We start from the raw sequence: 16,397 nt of genomic DNA on the forward strand, positions 1-16,397 counted from the left end.
TGGGAAATGCGCTGAGTCTGATACACTCAGTGAACATTTTCTTGAAAAGCAAGCAGGCATAGAGATGGTTGAGGATTCACAAGAAACGACGCACTTTGGCTTTCAGACGGTCGCTAAAGAGCAGAAAGCAGATATGGTGGCGCATGTATTCCATTCTGTCGCCGCAAAATATGATGTGATGAACGACTTGATGTCGTTTGGGATCCATCGTTTGTGGAAGCGTTTCACCATCGACTGCAGCGGCGTACGTCGCGGGCAGACCGTGCTGGATCTGGCTGGTGGTACCGGTGATTTGACGGCCAAGTTCTCCCGCCTGGTAGGGGAAACCGGCCGCGTCATGCTTGCTGATATCAATGATTCTATGCTCAAAATGGGCCGCGAAAAGCTGCGCAATATCGGCATCGTAGGCAACGTTGAGTATGTTCAGGCCAACGCGGAAGCCCTGCCTTTTGCTGATAATACCTTTGACTGCATCACCATCTCTTTCGGTCTGCGTAACGTGACCGACAAAGAGAAAGCGCTGCGTTCGATGTACCGCGTGCTGAAGCCGGGCGGACGTCTGCTGGTGCTGGAGTTTTCTAAACCCATTATCGAACCGCTGAGCAAAGCCTACGACGCTTACTCCTTCCATATCCTGCCGAAGGTGGGCGAGCTGGTGGCAAAGGATGGCGACAGCTATCGCTACCTGGCGGAATCTATTCGTATGCATCCGGACCAGGAAACCCTGAAAGGGATGATGCAGGATGCGGGCTTCGAAAACGTGGATTACTACAACCTGACGGCGGGTATCGTTGCTTTGCATCGCGGTTACAAGTTCTGACAGGAGGGACGCTATGCCTTTCACACCCCTGGTTACCGCTGGCATTGAAACGGCGCTGAATACTTTCCTCTGGCGCGACAAAGCGCTTAAACCCGCTCGCCAGCGCCTGCTGGGCAAGGTATTGCGGGTCCAGCTGCAGGATTTCGCCACGCCCGTGGTGCTGGTATTCAGCGAACGCCAGGTTGACGTCCTGAGCGCCTGGGACGGAGAGGCCGATTGCACCGTGATTACCCGGCTCAGCGTGCTGCCAAAACTGCGCAATCGTCAGCAGCTCACGGCGCTTATTCGCAGCGGTGATCTGGAAGTGCAGGGCGATCTGCAGGTGGTGCAGAATATGGTCTCCCTGTGCGACCTGGCAGAGTTTGATCCCGCTGAACTGCTGGCGCCCTATACCGGCGATATTGTGGCCGAAGGCGTCGGTAAAGTCCTGCGCGGCGGCGCTCAGTTTCTGCTGAAGGGCGCAGAGCGCCAGCAGCGCTATGTCGCGGAAGCGATCACTGAAGAGTGGCGCCTGGCGCCGGGGCCGCTGGAGCTGGCCTGGTTTGCTGAAGAGACAACGGCTATTGAGCGCGCGCTGGCCGCACTGGAAAAACGGCTGGAAACGCTGGAGGGCAAATGACGCCAGGAGAATTACGGCGCCTGTATTTCATCATCCACACCTTTTTGAGCTACGGGCTCGATGAGCTCATCCCCAAAATGCGCATCACGCTGCCGCTGCGTATCTGGCGGCGGATGCTGTTCTGGATGCCAAACCGCCATCAGGATCAGCCTCTTGGCGCCCGCCTTCGGCTGGCGCTCCAGGAGCTGGGGCCGGTGTGGATAAAATTCGGCCAGATGCTTTCCACCCGCCGGGATCTCTTTCCGCCGCATATTGCCGATCAGCTGGCGCTGTTGCAGGACCGCGTGGCGCCCTTTGAAGGGAAGCTCGCGCAGCAGCAGATAGAGAAAGCGATGGGGGGGCTGCCGGTCGAGGCCTGGTTTGATGATTTCTCCGTTGAGCCGTTAGCCTCGGCGTCCATCGCCCAGGTGCATACCGCGCGTCTGAAAGAGAATGGCAAAGAGGTGGTGATCAAGGTTATCCGCCCGGATATTTTGCCGATCATTAAAGCGGACATGAAGCTCATCTACCGCCTGGCGCGCTGGGTACCGCGTCTGCTGCCTGACGGTCGTCGTCTGCGCCCGCAGGAGGTAGTTCGTGAATATGAAAAAACGCTGCTGGATGAGCTGAACCTGCTGCGGGAATCCGCCAACGCTATTCAGCTGCGGCGTAATTTCGAAGACAGCCCGATGCTGTACGTGCCGGAGGTGTACCCCGACTACTGCAGCGAAAGCATGATGGTAATGGAGCGCATTTACGGTATCCCGGTGTCCGATGTGGAGGCGCTGGAGGCCCAGGGCACCAATATGCAGCTGCTGGCGGAGCGGGGCGTGCAGGTCTTCTTCACCCAGGTGTTCCGCGACAGCTTCTTCCATGCCGATATGCATCCTGGCAACATATTCGTCAGCTACGAGCATCCGGAAGATCCGCAGTATATCGGCATCGACTGCGGTATTGTCGGCTCACTGAACAAAGAAGATAAGCGCTATCTGGCGGAAAACTTTATCGCCTTTTTCAACCGCGATTATCGTAAAGTTGCCGAGCTGCACGTCGATTCCGGTTGGGTTCCGCCCGATACCAACGTTGAAGAGTTTGAGTTCGCGATCCGCACGGTCTGCGAGCCGATCTTTGAGAAGCCGCTGGCGGAGATCTCCTTCGGCCACGTGCTGCTTAATCTGTTCAATACCGCGCGGCGTTTCAATATGGAAGTCCAGCCGCAGCTCGTTTTACTACAGAAGACATTACTTTACGTAGAAGGGGTAGGCCGGCAGCTCTATCCTCAGTTAGACTTGTGGAAAACGGCGAAGCCTTTCCTCGAGTCGTGGATCAAAGATCAGGTCGGCATTCCGGCGCTGGTGCGCGCGTTTAAAGACAAAGCGCCATTCTGGATCGAAAGAATGCCGGAAATACCTGAGCTGGTGTATCAGAGCCTGCAGCAGAGCAAACAGCTGCAGACCAGCGTCGATACTATTGTGCGGGATATGCATGTGCGTCATGTGCGCCAGGGCCAATCCCGTTACCTGTTTGGTATAGGCGCGGTTTTATTGCTCAGTGGTACGCTGCTCTTTATCCATCGCCCTGAGTGGGGAATGATGCCCGGTTGGCTGATGGCCGGCGGTGTGGTGACCTGGCTTATTGGCTGGCGGAAAACCCACTGATCGGTTCGCCTCTTCATGACGCAGGCTTATTTGCGCAAAATCATGTCGGCGGCCTGACGAAGAGGCGGCTCGCAGGATGGCGTGTATAATGCGTCCACACAATTCATCATCTGTCATAGGGGAACGTGTATGGGTGGTATCAGTATTTGGCAGTTATTAATTGTTGTCGTCATCGTAGTTCTGCTTTTTGGGACGAAGAAGCTGAGCTCGCTGGGGTCTGACTTAGGGGCATCTATCAAAGGCTTTAAAAAAGCCATGAGTGATGATGATAAACCCGAAAAGTCGGCGCCAGACGCAGATTTCACGGCGAAAACCATCGCCGATAAACAGGATGATGCAAAAAAAGACGAGACAAAACGCCACGACAAAGAGCAGGTGTAACTCGTGTTCGATATTGGTTTTAGTGAACTACTGCTGGTGTTTGTGATTGGCCTCATTGTTCTGGGGCCACAGCGGCTTCCCGTAGCGGTTAAAACGGTAGTTGGCTGGATCCGTACGTTACGCTCGCTGGCGACCACGGTACAAAATGAGCTGGCCCAGGAGCTAAAACTGCAGGAGTTCCAGGAGAGCCTGAAGAAGGTGGAAAAGGCTAGCCTGAATAACCTGACGCCGGAGCTGAAAGCCTCGATGGATGAACTGCGCGAGGCCGCGGAGTCGATGAAGCGCTCCTATAGCGCCCACGATCCCGAAAAAGCCAGCGACGAAGCCAATACCATCCTTAATCCGGTGGTCAAAGGCAGCGAAGCGCAGCGCCAGGACGTCACGCCGGCGACGGCAGAACATCAGGCCAGCGCTCCGGCTCATGCGCCAGATCCCGTTGCCGACGAGCAATCTGCTTCACCGGCTGACCTTCAGGCAGAGAAAACGTCCGCTACGGCGGCAGTTCCCCATTCTTCCCCCGCATCGAGTGATAAACCGTAAACATGGGCGTAGACGATACACAACCGCTAATTTCGCATCTGATTGAGCTGCGCAAGCGTCTGCTCAACAGCATCATTGCTATTCTGGTGATCTTCCTGGCGCTGGTCTATTTCGCCAATGATATCTACCAGCTGGTCTCGGCCCCGCTTATCAGTAAGATGCCAGTGGGCGCGACGATGATCGCCACCGATGTCGCTTCACCTTTCTTTACGCCGATAAAGTTGACCTTCATGGTGTCGGTGATCCTGTCGGTGCCGATTATTCTTTACCAGGTATGGGCCTTCGTCGCGCCGGCGTTGTATAAGCACGAACGCCGGCTGGTGGTGCCTTTACTGGTTTCCAGTACCCTGCTGTTCTATATCGGCATGGCTTTCGCCTATTTTGTCGTGTTTCCGCTGGCGTTCGGCTTCCTGACCCATGCGGCGCCGGAAGGGGTGCTGGTCTCGACCGATATTCGCAGCTATCTCGACTTCGTGATGGCGCTGTTTATGGCATTCGGGGTCTCCTTTGAGGTGCCGGTCGCCATTGTGTTGCTCTGCTGGATGGGCGTTACCACGCCGGAAGACTTGCGTAAAAAAAGGCCGTATGTGCTGGTGGGTGCCTTCGTGGTGGGCATGCTGCTGACGCCGCCGGACGTATTCTCGCAGACACTGCTGGCCATTCCGATGTACTGTCTGTTTGAAGTCGGGGTGTTCTTTGCCCGCTTCTACACCGGGAAGCGCCTGACGCGCGATGACGACGCCGCGGCCGAAGCTGAAGCCGCAGAGCACAGAGAAGAGTAATACCGCCAGCCGCCCGTCAGGGCGGTTGGCGTATGGGAGCGATCATGTTTGATATCGGCGTTAATCTGACCAGTTCGCAGTTTTCCCGCGATCATGATGAGGTAGTGGCGCGCGCCCTGGCGGCGGGGGTTAACGGCATGCTGCTGACCGGCACAAATTTGGCGGAGAGCCAGCTGGCGCAGAAACTGGCGAGCCGCTATTCCGGCTGCTGGTCCACGGCGGGGGTTCATCCCCATGACGGTAGCAGCTGGACGCCAGCGGTCGCCGAGGCGATTTATACCCTCGCCGGCGAGCCGCAGGTGGTGGCGATAGGCGAGTGCGGTCTGGATTTTAACCGGAATTTTTCCACGCCGCACGAGCAGGAGGTAGCGTTCAGCGCCCAGTTGGCGCTGGCCGCTGAGCTGTCGATGCCGGTGTTTTTGCACTGCCGCGACGCCCACGATCGGTTTCTGACGCTGCTTAAACCCTGGCTTGAGAAGCTCCCGGGCGCGGTGCTGCACTGCTTTACCGGCAGCCGCAGCGAGGTGCAGGAATGCCTGGATCTGGGCCTGTTTATCGGTATTACCGGTTGGGTATGCGATGAGCGGCGGGGACTGGAGCTGCGCGAGCTGCTGCCGGCGATCCCGGCGGAACGTCTGCTGCTGGAGACCGATGCGCCTTATCTGCTGCCGCGCGACCTCAAGCCGAAACCGGCCTCGCGGCGTAACGAGCCCGCGTATTTGCCGCATATCCTGGCCAGCGTCGCGGCCTGGCGCGGCGAGGAGGCGCAATGGCTGGAGGCGCAAACGGACGCAAACGTCAGGGCGCTGTTTGGCGTCGACATTAACGGCGTTTAGATTTTCTGGAAGTCGGTATTTTTAACGCTCTGCAGGACTTGCTTATTCAGCAGGTTTAACAGCAACATAGAGCGCGCTTCGCCGTCGGGCTCGGTGAAGATCGCCTCCAGGCCTTCAAAGGCGCCGTCGGTGATTAGCACGCTATCGCCCTCATGCGGCGTTTCCGGGTCGGTAATCCCTTCCGGTTTGTAGATAGAAAGCTGATGGATGACCGCCGAGGGGACGATAGCGGGTAGGGCGCCAAAGCGCACGAAGTTGTTAACCCCGCGAGTGGCGCTGATGGTGGTGGTATGAATCACCTCTGGATCGAACTCAATAAACAGGTAGTTCGGGAACAACGGTTCGCTGACCATGGTGCGTTTACCGCGAATGATTTTTTCCAGCGCAATCGTCGGCATCAGGCAGTTAACTGACTGACGTTCCAGATGTTCCTGGGCTCGTTGTAGCTGCCCACGTTTGCAATACAGTAAGTACCAGGCTTGCATAATGACTCATTCCACTTCTAATAACGGCAAGCATAACAAATGGCTGGTGTAATCGCGAAAGCCATTATAATTGAAATCCAAATTTCAGCGTTCTTTCACGCTAATTTAACAAAATTACAGCATCGCGCCGTCGAACACCGTATAATTAGCCGCCTGTAGAGAGGTCAATAACACTTCCATGAAATATCACGATCTTCGCGACTTTCTGACACTCCTGGAACAACAGGGCGAACTAAAACGTATCACTCTGCCGGTCGATCCTCACCTGGAAATCACCGAAATTGCCGACCGGACTCTGCGCGCCGGCGGCCCGGCGCTGCTGTTTGAGAATCCGAAAGGCTATACCATGCCGGTGCTGTGCAATCTGTTCGGCACGCCGCGTCGCGTGGCGTTGGGGATGGGGCAGGAGGATGTCAGTTCGCTGCGCGAGGTGGGTAAACTGTTGGCCTTTCTGAAAGAACCTGAGCCGCCAAAAGGCTTCCGCGACCTGTTTGATAAGCTGCCGCAGTTCAAGCAAGTGCTGAATATGCCGACCAAACGCCTGCGCGGCGCCCCCTGTCAGCAAAAAATCATCCAGGGCGATGATGTCGATCTGAATAAAATCCCGATTATGACCTGCTGGCCGGAAGATGCCGCGCCGCTGATCACCTGGGGGTTGACGGTAACCCGCGGGCCGCACAAAGAGCGGCAGAACCTGGGGATTTATCGCCAGCAGCTGATCGGCAAAAACAAACTGATTATGCGCTGGCTGTCTCATCGCGGCGGCGCGCTGGATTTCCAGGAGTGGTGCGCGGCGCGTCCGGGCGAACGCTTCCCGGTTTCCGTGGCGCTTGGCGCCGATCCGGCAACCATTCTTGGCGCGGTGACGCCGGTGCCCGATACCCTGTCGGAATATGCCTTCGCAGGCCTGCTGCGCGGCACCAAGACCGAAGTGGTTAAGTGCGTTTCCAATGACCTTGAAGTGCCGGCCAGCGCGGAAATTGTGCTAGAAGGCTACATTGAGGCCGGTGAAATGGCGCCGGAAGGCCCGTATGGCGACCACACCGGTTACTACAATGAAGTAGACCAGTTCCCGGTGTTTACGGTAACCCATATTACCCAGCGTGAAGACGCGATTTATCATTCTACCTATACCGGCCGACCGCCCGATGAGCCAGCGGTGCTGGGCGTGGCGCTGAATGAAGTCTTCGTGCCGATCCTGCAAAAGCAGTTCCCGGAAATCGTTGATTTCTATCTGCCGCCGGAAGGGTGCTCCTATCGCCTGGCGGTGGTGACCATGAAAAAACAGTACGCGGGACATGCCAAGCGCGTAATGATGGGCGTCTGGTCGTTCCTGCGCCAGTTTATGTACACCAAGTTCGTGATTGTCTGCGATGACGACGTCAATGCACGCGACTGGAACGATGTGATTTGGGCGATCACTACCCGTATGGACCCGGCTCGTGATACGGTACTGGTAGAGAATACGCCAATTGATTATCTGGATTTTGCCTCGCCGGTTTCCGGCCTGGGTTCAAAAATGGGGCTGGATGCCACCAATAAATGGCCTGGCGAAACCCAGCGTGAATGGGGTCGCCCAATCAAAAAAGATCCTGCCGTTACGGCGCGTATTGACGCCATCTGGGATGAACTGGCCATCTTTAAACAACAGTAAGCGGGGCTAACGCCGCTGTTTTGCTCTATTGACCCGACAGAGGGGACGCATGACAACCTTAAGCTGTAAAGTGACCTCGGTGGAGGCGATTACCGATACCGTATATCGTGTTCGATTAGTGCCGGAAGCGGCATTTTCCTTCCGTGCCGGCCAGTATCTGATGGTGGTAATGGATGAGCGCGACAAGCGCCCGTTCTCCATGGCTTCCACGCCGGCGGAACAGGAATTTATCGAGCTGCATATCGGCGCCTCGGAGCTCAATCTGTACGCGATGGCGGTCATGGATCGCATTCTGAAAGAGCGTGAAATTGAGGTTGATATTCCGCATGGCGAAGCGTGGCTGCGCGATGACGAAGATCGCCCGCTGATTCTGATCGCCGGCGGTACCGGATTCTCTTATGTGCGTTCTATTCTGTTAAGCGCGCTGGCGCGTAACCCGGATCGCGATATCGCCATTTATTGGGGCGGCCGCGAGGCTAAGCATCTGTACGATCTGGCCGAGCTGGAAGCGTTAAGCATCAAGCATCCGAATCTGCGCATCGAGCCGGTGGTTGAACAGCCGGAAGAAGGGTGGCGTGGTCGCTCCGGTACGGTACTCACCGCCGTGCTGCAGGATTACGGTACGCTGGCCGAGCATGATATCTACATTGCCGGTCGTTTTGAGATGGCCAAAATTGCCCGCGACCTGTTCTGTAATGAGCGCGGCGCGCGTGAAGATCGCCTGTTTGGCGATGCGTTTGCGTTTATCTGAAAATAAAAAACCCGCCCCTGACAGGCGGGAAGAACGGCAACTAAACCTGCTCTCTTCGCCATAGCCGCCAGGTTCTGGTGGCAATGGCGTTGAGATACCCTTTCGCTTAAACCCGCTCAAACACGGTAGCGATCCCTTGTCCCAGGCCGATACACATGGTGGCGAGGCCGAACTGAGCGTCTTTGCGCTCCATCTGGTTGATCAGCGTGGTGCTAATACGCGCCCCGGAACAGCCCAGCGGATGACCGAGCGCGATCGCCCCGCCGTTGAGGTTGATCTTCTCATCGATCTGCTCCATTAAGCCCAGATCTTTAATACACGGTAGGATCTGCGCGGCAAATGCTTCATTCATTTCAAAAACGTCGATATCGCTGGTGGATAAGCCCGCTTTTTTCAGCGCCAGCTTTGAGGCCGGAACCGGGCCATAACCCATAATGGACGGGTCGCAGCCGACCACCGCCATTGAACGGACGCGCGCGCGCGGCTTCAGCCCCAGCTCGCGAGCGCGGCTTTCGCTCATCAGCAGCATCGCCGCTGCGCCATCGGAAAGGGCGGAAGAGGTACCCGCCGTTACCGTACCGGTCACCGGGTCAAACGCCGGTTTAAGCGTGGACAGCGTCTCGACGGTGGTTTCCGGGCGGATCACCTCGTCATAGTTAAAGGACTTGAGTACGCCATCGGCATCGTGGCCGCCGGTGGGGATAATCTCCGCTTTGAATGCGCCGGACTGGGTTGCGGCCCAGGCACGAGCGTGAGAGCGCGCGGCGAACTGATCCTGCATCTCGCGGCTAATACCGTGCAGACGCGCCAGCATCTCCGCAGTCAGCCCCATCATCCCTGCCGCCTTTGCCACGTTGCGGCTGAGGCCCGGATGGAAATCGACGCCGTGGCTCATTGGCACATGGCCCATGTGCTCGACGCCGCCAATCAGGCAGACGCTGGCATCGCCGGTCATGATCATACGGGCCGCATCGTGCAGCGCCTGCATGGAAGAACCGCACAGACGGTTGACCGTATTTGCTGGTACCGAATGCGGGATCTCCGCCAGCAGCGCCGCGTTTCGGGCGATGTTAAAACCCTGCTCGAGGGTTTGCTGCACGCAACCCCAGTAGATATCGTCTATCGCGCTTGCCTCAAGCGACGGATTGCGCGACAGCAGGCTACGCATCAGGTGCGCGGAGAGGTCTTCCGCGCGCACGTGGCGAAATGCGCCGCCCTTCGAACGGCCCATCGGGGTGCGAATTGCATCGACAATGACAACCTGTTCCATTGTGACTCCTTAAGCCGTTTTCAGAGCGCCAACCGGACGGGCTGGCTCTACCTGGGGATAATACGCTTCGTTATGGCGCGCTTTGTCACGCAGACCGGCTGGCACTTCATACAGCGGGCCAAGGTGCTGGTATTGCTGCGCCATATCGAGATACTTCGCGCTGCCGATGGTGTCCAGCCAGCGGAATGCGCCGCCGTGGAACGGAGGGAAGCCCAGGCCGTATACCAGCGCCATATCCGCTTCCGCCGGGCTGGCGATAATGCCTTCTTCCAGGCAGCGGACGACTTCGTTAACCATGGGGATCATCATGCGGGCGATAATCTCTTCATCGCTGAAATCGCGCTTCGGCTGGCTGACGTCGGCCAGCAGGCTGTCGACGGTAGCATCTTCTTCTTTCTTCGGCTTACCTTTGCTGTCGTCTTTATAGCGCCAGAAGCCGAGGCCGTTCTTCTGGCCGAAACGGTTGGCGTCAAACAGGGCGTCGATGGCGTCGCGATAATCTTTCTGCATCCGCTGCGGGAAGCCCGCCGCCATGACCGCCTGAGCATGGTGCGCGGTATCGATGCCGACCACGTCCAGCAGATAAGCCGGGCCCATCGGCCAGCCAAACTGTTTCTCCATCACTTTGTCGACTTTGCGGAAGTCCGCCCCGTCGCGCAGCAGCTGGCTGAAGCCGGCGAAGTAGGGGAACAGTACCCGGTTGACGAAGAAGCCGGGACAATCATTCACCACAATCGGCGTTTTGCCCATTTTGCTGGCCCAGGCCACCACTTTGGCAATGGTATTATCCGAGGTTTTTTCGCCGCGGATCACTTCAACCAGCGGCATGCGATGCACCGGGTTAAAGAAGTGCATACCGCAGAAGTTTTCCGGGCGCTGCAGAACGCTGGCCAGCTCGCTGATGGGGATCGTTGAGGTGTTGGACGCCAGCACGGTATCCGGGCGCACTTTTGACTCGGTTTCCGCTAGTACGGCTTTCTTCACTTTCGGGTTTTCCACCACCGCTTCAACGACGACGTCGACGCGGTCAAAACCGCTGTATTCCAGCGTTGGCTGAATGGTGCTAATCACTCCGGCCAGCTTCAGACCGTCGATTTTGCCGCGTTCCAGCTGTTTATTCAGCAGCTTCGCCGCTTCGGTCATGCCAAGGGTCAGCGATTTGTCGCTGATGTCTTTCATCACCACCGGCACGCCCTTCCAGGCCGACTGGTAAGCGATACCGCCGCCCATAATGCCAGCGCCCAGGACGGCAGCATGCTTCGGCGTCTCGACATCTTTGGTCAGCTTTTTCGCTTTCGCTTTGACGTACTGGTCGTTCAGGAAGATACCAACCAGCGCGCGGGCCTCATTGGTATGGGCCAGCGGGACAAAGCTTTTATTTTCCAGCACCAGGGCTTCTTCACGACCAAGACGCGCGGCGGCTTCAATGGTTTTGACCGCGGTGATCGGCGCCGGGTAATGCTTCCCGGCGGTTTGCGCGACCATGCCTTTGGCAATCGTGAAGCTCATGGCGGCTTCAATTTTGCTGAGCTTCAGCGGCTCCAGCTTCGGCTGACGTTTCGCTTTCCAGTCCAGGTCGCCATTCATGGCCTGACGTAGGATCGCCAGCGCGCCGTCGCGTAGTTTTTCCGCAGCGACCACGCCATCCACCAGGCCGATTTTCAGTGCTTGATCGGCGCCGACGTCTTTCCCGGCGGCAATAATTTCCAGCGCGCTATCGGCGCCGAGCAGGCGCGGCAGACGCACGGAACCGCCGAAGCCCGGCATAATGCCGAGCTTGGTTTCTGGCAGCCCAATGCGCAGATCCGGCGTGGCGAGGCGATAGTCGGTCGCCAGCACGCATTCGCAGCCGCCGCCCAGCGCATAGCCATTGACGGCAGAGATAGTGGGGACGGGGAGATCTTCCAGACGATTGAAGACGCTGTTAGCAAAATGCAGCCACTGGCTTAACTGCTCCTCAGGGACCAGGAACAGCGAGAGGAATTCGGTGATATCCGCGCCGACGATAAATGCCGCTTTTTCAGAGCGCAGCAGCAGACCTTTGAGATCGCTTTGTTTTTCCAGTACGTCCAGCGCATGACCAAGGCTGGCTACGGTTGCGGTATCAAGCTTGTTGACCGAACCTGGGGCATCGAACACCAGTTCGGCGATGCCATCTTCCAGCCAGTCGAGGTACAGGGTGTCGCCTTTGTAGAGCATGTCAGTCTCCTGAATCCAGCAATATGATCTGGTCATACCAGATGAAACGGAGTGTGGAATTTATGTTAAAGAATTGCAAATTAGTCTTTAAATAATTGCTGGTCGGATCACATCCGGCGGAAATCACCCGCACGCAGGTCGATGTGCTAAGATGCGGTGTATCACGATCCCATAAAAGCAAAGGATAAAAGATGGAATCCCTGGCCGCGCTCTATAAAAATCATATTGTTACCCTACAAGAACGTACCCGCGACGTCCTGGCCCGTTTTCAAATGGATGCTCTGCTGATTCACTCCGGCGAGCTGGTTAACGTCTTCCTTGATGACCATCCGTACCCGTTCAAGGTCAATCCGCAGTTCAAAGCCTGGGTGCCTGTGACTCAGGTGCCTAACTGCTGGCTGCTGGTGGACGGTGTGAATAAACCGAAGCTGTGGTTCTATCTGCCGGTAGATTACTGGCATAACGTTGAGCCGTTGCCGACCTCTTTCTGGACCGAAGAGATAGACGTGATCGCGCTACCGAAGGCCGATGGCATCGGCAGCCAGCTGCCTGCCGCTCGCGGTAATATTGGCTATATCGGCCCGGTGCCTGAGCGCGCGCTGGGCCTGGGTATCGCCGCGGATAAGATCAACCCGAAAGGGGTTATCGACTACCTGCATTACTACCGGGCTTACAAAACCGATTACGAGCTGGCCTGCATGCGTGAAGCGCAGAAGTCGGCGGTGAATGGTCATCGTGCGGCCTACGAAGCTTTCCAGTCGGGGATGAGCGAATTCGATATCAACCAGGCCTATCTCACCGCCACCGGCCATCGTGATACCGACGTGCCTTACAGCAATATTGTCGCGCTGAATGAGCATGCCTCCGTCCTGCACTACACCAAACTGGACCATCGTGCCCCGGCGGAGATGCGCAGTTTCCTGCTCGACGCCGGTGCGGAATATAACGGCTATGCCGCAGATCTGACGCGCACCTGGGCGGCGCACGGCGATAACGACTTTGCCCATCTGATCAAAGACGTTAACGATGAGCAGCAGGCGCTGATTAGTACCATGAAGGCCGGTACCAGTTACATTGATTACCATATCCAGTTCCATCAGCGTATCGCGAAGCTGTTGCGTAAACACCAGTTGGTTACCGACATGAGCGAAGAGGCGATGGTGGAGAATGACCTGACCGGGCCGTTTATGCCGCACGGGATTGGCCATCCGCTGGGTCTGCAGGTGCATGATGTCGCTGGCTTTATGCAGGATGACACCGGTACGCAACTGGCGGCGCCGTCGAAATACCCGTATCTGCGCTGCACCCGTATTATCGAGCCGCGGATGGTGTTAACTATTGAACCCGGCATCTACTTCATCGAGTCGTTACTGGCGCCGTGGCGTGAAGGCCCGTTCAGCAAGCACTTTAACTGGCAAAAAATTGACGCCATGAAGCCGTTCGGTGGGATCCGTATCGAAGATAACGTGGTGATTCACGAAAACAGTATCGAAAATATGACGCGCGATCTGAAGCTGGCCTGATGGAGAGCTGGTTAATCCCGGCGGCGCCGGTTACCGTCGTTGAGGAGATTAAAAAAAGCCGTTTTATCACGCTGTTGGCGCATACCGACGGCGTGGCGGCGGCAAAAGCTTTTGTCGAGTCCGTCAGAGCGGATCACCCTGATGCCCGCCACCACTGCGTGGCGTGGGTCGCGGGGCCGCCTGATGATTCGCAACAGCTGGGGTTTTCAGACGATGGCGAACCGGCGGGAACGGCGGGTAAACCGATGCTGGCGCAGCTGATGGGAAGCGGCGTCGGCGAGATAACCGCTGTCGTCGTGCGTTACTACGGTGGTATCCTGCTGGGCACCGGCGGTCTGGTTAAGGCCTATGGCGGCGGGGTGCATCAGGCGCTGGCGCAGCTGACGACGCTGCGCAAGACGCCGTTAACGGCATATACTTTGCAGTGTGAGTATGGGCAACTGGCCGGCGTCGAAGCGCTGCTCGCCCAATTCTCCGGAAACGTCGTTGAAAGCGAATATCTGGCGTCAGTTCGGCTGCGCGTGGCGCTTCCCCAGGCCGAAGTGGCGGCTTTTTCAGCAAGACTGGCTGATTTTAGTCGTGGTTCATTGCAATTACTGAAGATTAACGAATAATCCCCTCTGTTTTTTGCTTATCAAAGGAAGCGCCAGAGATGCATTTTCGCGCCATAACCCGAATCGTTGGACTGCTGGTCATCTTGTTTTCGGGGACGATGATCGTCCCGGGATTAGTGGCCCTGATATATCGCGATGGCGCGGGACGGGCCTTCACTCAAACCTTCTTTGTCGCTCTGGCGATCGGCTCCATGCTGTGGTGGCCGAACCGTAAGCAAAAAGGCGAACTGAAATCTCGTGAAGGGTTTCTGATCGTGGTGCTGTTCTGGACCGTGCTGGGGAGCGTGGGGGCCTTGCCCTTTATCTTCTCCGAACAGCCGAACCTGACGGTGACGGATGCCTTCTTCGAGTCATTTTCCGGCCTGACGACGACCGGGGCGACCACTCTGGTGGGGCTGGACTCGCTTCCGCACGCTATCCTCTTTTATCGTCAGATGCTGCAGTGGTTCGGCGGCATGGGGATCATTGTGCTGGCGGTAGCGATTCTGCCTATCCTCGGCGTCGGGGGGATGCAGCTCTACCGCGCGGAAATGCCCGGCCCGCTGAAGGATAACAAGATGCGTCCGCGTATTGCCGAGACGGCGAAGACATTGTGGCTCATCTATGTGTTACTCACGATCGCCTGCGCATTGGCGCTCTGGTTTGCCGGTATGCCGGCGTTCGATGCGATCGGGCACAGTTTCGCCACCATCGCCATCGGCGGTTTCTCGACTCACGATGCCAGCGTCGGCTATTTCAACAGCCCGATGATCAACTCCATCATTGCCATCTTCCTGCTGATCTCCGGCTGTAACTACGGTCTGCATTTTTCGTTGTTGAGCGGACGCAGCCTGAAGGTGTACTGGCGCGACCCTGAATTTAGGATGTTCATTGGCGTCCAGTTGACGCTGGTCATCGTCTGTACGCTGGTGCTATGGCTTCATAACGTGTACGGCTCGGTGTTGACGACGCTGAACCAGGCGTTTTTCCAGGTGGTGTCGATGGCGACCACCGCGGGGTTCACCACCGATAGCATTGCACGCTGGCCGCTGTTCCTTCCGGTGCTGTTGCTGTGCTCCGCATTTATCGGCGGCTGCGCTGGCTCCACGGGCGGTGGATTAAAAGTGATCCGTATCCTGTTGCTGTTCAAGCAGGGCAACCGTGAGCTGAAGCGGCTGGTGCACCCGAATGCGGTGTATAGCATTAAATTAGGTAACCGCGCGCTGCCGGAACGTATTCTGGAAGCGGTATGGGGATTCTTCTCCGCCTATGCGCTGGTCTTTATCATTAGTATGCTGGCGATTATCGCCACCGGGGTGGATGACTTCTCTGCTTTCGCCTCCGTGGTGGCGACATTGAACAACCTCGGGCCTGGGCTCGGCGTCGTCGCGGATAACTTTGCCACCATGAACCCGGTCGCGAAATGGATCCTGATTGCTAATATGCTGTTTGGTCGTCTGGAAGTGTTCACCTTACTGGTGCTCTTTACCCCCACTTTCTGGCGCGAATAACAGGAGTGCTCGTGAAAACTTTAATTCTCTTCTCCACCCGCGACGGGCAGACCCGTGAAATCGCTTCGTTTCTCGCCTCTGAGCTTAAAGAGCTGGGCATCGATGCGGACACCCTGAATCTGAACCGTACCGATGTCGTCGAATGGCATCACTACGATCGGGTGGTCATTGGCGCGTCGATTCGCTACGGGCACTTTCATCCGGCGGTGGACCGCTTTGTGAAAAAGCATCTGGCAGCATTGCAGGCGCTGCCGGGGGCATTCTTTTCGGTTAACCTGGTGGCGCGTAAACCCGAGAAGCGCACGCCGCAGACCAACAGCTATACGCGTAAGTTTCTGCTGAACTCGCCGTGGCAGCCGCAGAGCTGCGCGGTATTTGCCGGCGCGCTGCGCTACCCGCGCTACAGCTGGTACGATCGGTTTATGATCCGCCTGATTATGAAAATGACCGGGGGTGAAACGGATACCCGCAAAGAAGTGGTCTATACCGACTGGCAACAGGTATCCCGGTTTGCTCGGGAAATCGCACAAATGGCGCGCAAATAGCGCGTAAAACTCGCGTTGTGATGGAAAATCGAGCGAACGAAAAGTTTTTTTGCATTTCCCCTTGTCACCTCAGAATTACTCCCTATAATGCGCCTCCACTGACACGGAACAACGGCAAACAAGCCGCCGGGTCAGCGGGGTTCCGGTGAGAACCTCGCAGAGAAAAGCAAAAATAAATGCTTGACTCTGCAGCGGGAAAGCGTAATATGCACACCCCGCGCCGCAGTGAAAACGAAGCGGCACTGCTCTTT

16 protein-coding genes are annotated in these 16,397 nt (G+C 57.0%); 13 read left to right on the plus strand and 3 right to left on the minus strand.

Features of this window, described 5'->3' with window-relative positions; all coding sequences use genetic code 11:
- The first annotated feature begins 64 nt into the window (after positions 1-64).
- From ubiE to tatD, 7 genes are all read left to right on the plus strand, one after another.
- Complete coding sequence (ubiE, locus tag KHQ23_RS08525) at positions 65-820, plus strand: bifunctional demethylmenaquinone methyltransferase/2-methoxy-6-polyprenyl-1,4-benzoquinol methylase UbiE (RefSeq protein ID WP_002883421.1); 756 nt, start codon at positions 65-67, stop codon at positions 818-820.
- Between the two features lie 13 nt (positions 821-833).
- On the plus strand, positions 834-1,439 hold the full coding sequence (locus KHQ23_RS08530) for an SCP2 domain-containing protein (RefSeq protein ID WP_002883422.1): 606 nt from the start codon (positions 834-836) through the stop codon (positions 1,437-1,439).
- Positions 1,436-3,076, plus strand: coding sequence for a ubiquinone biosynthesis regulatory protein kinase UbiB (ubiB, locus tag KHQ23_RS08535; protein WP_032105229.1), 1,641 nt, complete (start codon positions 1,436-1,438; stop codon positions 3,074-3,076). The genes KHQ23_RS08530 and ubiB overlap by 4 nt, the downstream gene beginning before the upstream one ends.
- Before the next feature lie 129 nt (positions 3,077-3,205).
- Positions 3,206-3,457, plus strand: coding sequence for a Sec-independent protein translocase subunit TatA (gene tatA, locus KHQ23_RS08540; protein ID WP_002883425.1), 252 nt, complete (start codon positions 3,206-3,208; stop codon positions 3,455-3,457).
- Between the two features lie 3 nt (positions 3,458-3,460).
- Complete coding sequence (gene tatB / locus KHQ23_RS08545; protein WP_002883426.1) at positions 3,461-3,997, plus strand: Sec-independent protein translocase protein TatB; 537 nt, start codon at positions 3,461-3,463, stop codon at positions 3,995-3,997.
- A 2-nt stretch (positions 3,998-3,999) separates the two neighbouring features.
- Complete coding sequence (gene tatC, locus KHQ23_RS08550) at positions 4,000-4,779, plus strand: Sec-independent protein translocase subunit TatC (RefSeq protein ID WP_002883427.1); 780 nt, start codon at positions 4,000-4,002, stop codon at positions 4,777-4,779.
- A gap of 32 nt (positions 4,780-4,811) precedes the next feature.
- A complete protein-coding gene (tatD, locus tag KHQ23_RS08555) occupies positions 4,812-5,615 on the plus strand; it encodes a 3'-5' ssDNA/RNA exonuclease TatD (protein ID WP_073553614.1) in 804 nt (267 codons plus the stop codon).
- On the opposite strand, the gene rfaH is transcribed toward tatD, so the two are convergent.
- Positions 5,612-6,100: a transcription/translation regulatory transformer protein RfaH gene (rfaH, locus tag KHQ23_RS08560; protein ID WP_002883430.1), complete on the minus strand. Its 489-nt coding sequence runs from the start codon at positions 6,098-6,100 to the stop codon at positions 5,612-5,614. The two genes, tatD and rfaH, sit on opposite strands and share 4 nt — an antisense overlap.
- Before the next feature lie 178 nt (positions 6,101-6,278).
- Here rfaH and ubiD point away from each other — a divergent pair, with 178 nt between their 5' ends.
- Together ubiD and fre are read left to right on the plus strand one after the other, a co-directional pair.
- Positions 6,279-7,754, plus strand: a complete 1,476-nt coding sequence (gene ubiD / locus KHQ23_RS08565; RefSeq protein ID WP_009309755.1) for a 4-hydroxy-3-polyprenylbenzoate decarboxylase — start codon at positions 6,279-6,281, stop codon at positions 7,752-7,754.
- A gap of 49 nt (positions 7,755-7,803) precedes the next feature.
- The gene (gene fre, locus KHQ23_RS08570) at positions 7,804-8,505 is read left to right on the plus strand and encodes an NAD(P)H-flavin reductase (RefSeq protein ID WP_002883448.1); all 702 of its coding nucleotides are present in this window, start codon (positions 7,804-7,806) and stop codon (positions 8,503-8,505) included.
- A 106-nt stretch (positions 8,506-8,611) separates the two neighbouring features.
- Here fre and fadA read toward each other — a convergent pair whose 3' ends face one another.
- Positions 8,612-9,775, minus strand: coding sequence for an acetyl-CoA C-acyltransferase FadA (fadA, locus tag KHQ23_RS08575; RefSeq protein WP_004150456.1), 1,164 nt, complete (start codon positions 9,773-9,775; stop codon positions 8,612-8,614).
- Between the two features lie 9 nt (positions 9,776-9,784).
- On the minus strand, positions 9,785-11,974 hold the full coding sequence (gene fadB, locus KHQ23_RS08580) for a fatty acid oxidation complex subunit alpha FadB (protein WP_032435732.1): 2,190 nt from the start codon (positions 11,972-11,974) through the stop codon (positions 9,785-9,787).
- A gap of 191 nt (positions 11,975-12,165) precedes the next feature.
- Here fadB and pepQ point away from each other — a divergent pair, with 191 nt between their 5' ends.
- Genes pepQ through hemG form a run of 4 tightly spaced genes read left to right on the plus strand, consistent with a single transcriptional unit; the run spans position 12,166 to position 16,146 of the window.
- Positions 12,166-13,497, plus strand: coding sequence for a Xaa-Pro dipeptidase (gene pepQ, locus KHQ23_RS08585; RefSeq protein ID WP_021441005.1), 1,332 nt, complete (start codon positions 12,166-12,168; stop codon positions 13,495-13,497).
- Positions 13,497-14,111: an IMPACT family protein gene (locus KHQ23_RS08590; protein ID WP_002883449.1), complete on the plus strand. Its 615-nt coding sequence runs from the start codon at positions 13,497-13,499 to the stop codon at positions 14,109-14,111. The genes pepQ and KHQ23_RS08590 overlap by 1 nt, the downstream gene beginning before the upstream one ends.
- Before the next feature lie 38 nt (positions 14,112-14,149).
- A complete protein-coding gene (trkH, locus tag KHQ23_RS08595) occupies positions 14,150-15,601 on the plus strand; it encodes a Trk system potassium transporter TrkH (RefSeq protein WP_002883450.1) in 1,452 nt (483 codons plus the stop codon).
- An 11-nt stretch (positions 15,602-15,612) separates the two neighbouring features.
- Positions 15,613-16,146, plus strand: a complete 534-nt coding sequence (gene hemG / locus KHQ23_RS08600) for a menaquinone-dependent protoporphyrinogen IX dehydrogenase (protein ID WP_002883453.1) — start codon at positions 15,613-15,615, stop codon at positions 16,144-16,146.
- The last annotated feature ends 251 nt before the right edge of the window (positions 16,147-16,397 follow it).

The sequence above is a fragment of the Klebsiella sp. 64 genome (assembly GCF_018223915.1).
Classification (GTDB): Bacteria; Pseudomonadota; Gammaproteobacteria; order Enterobacterales; family Enterobacteriaceae; genus Klebsiella; species Klebsiella pneumoniae.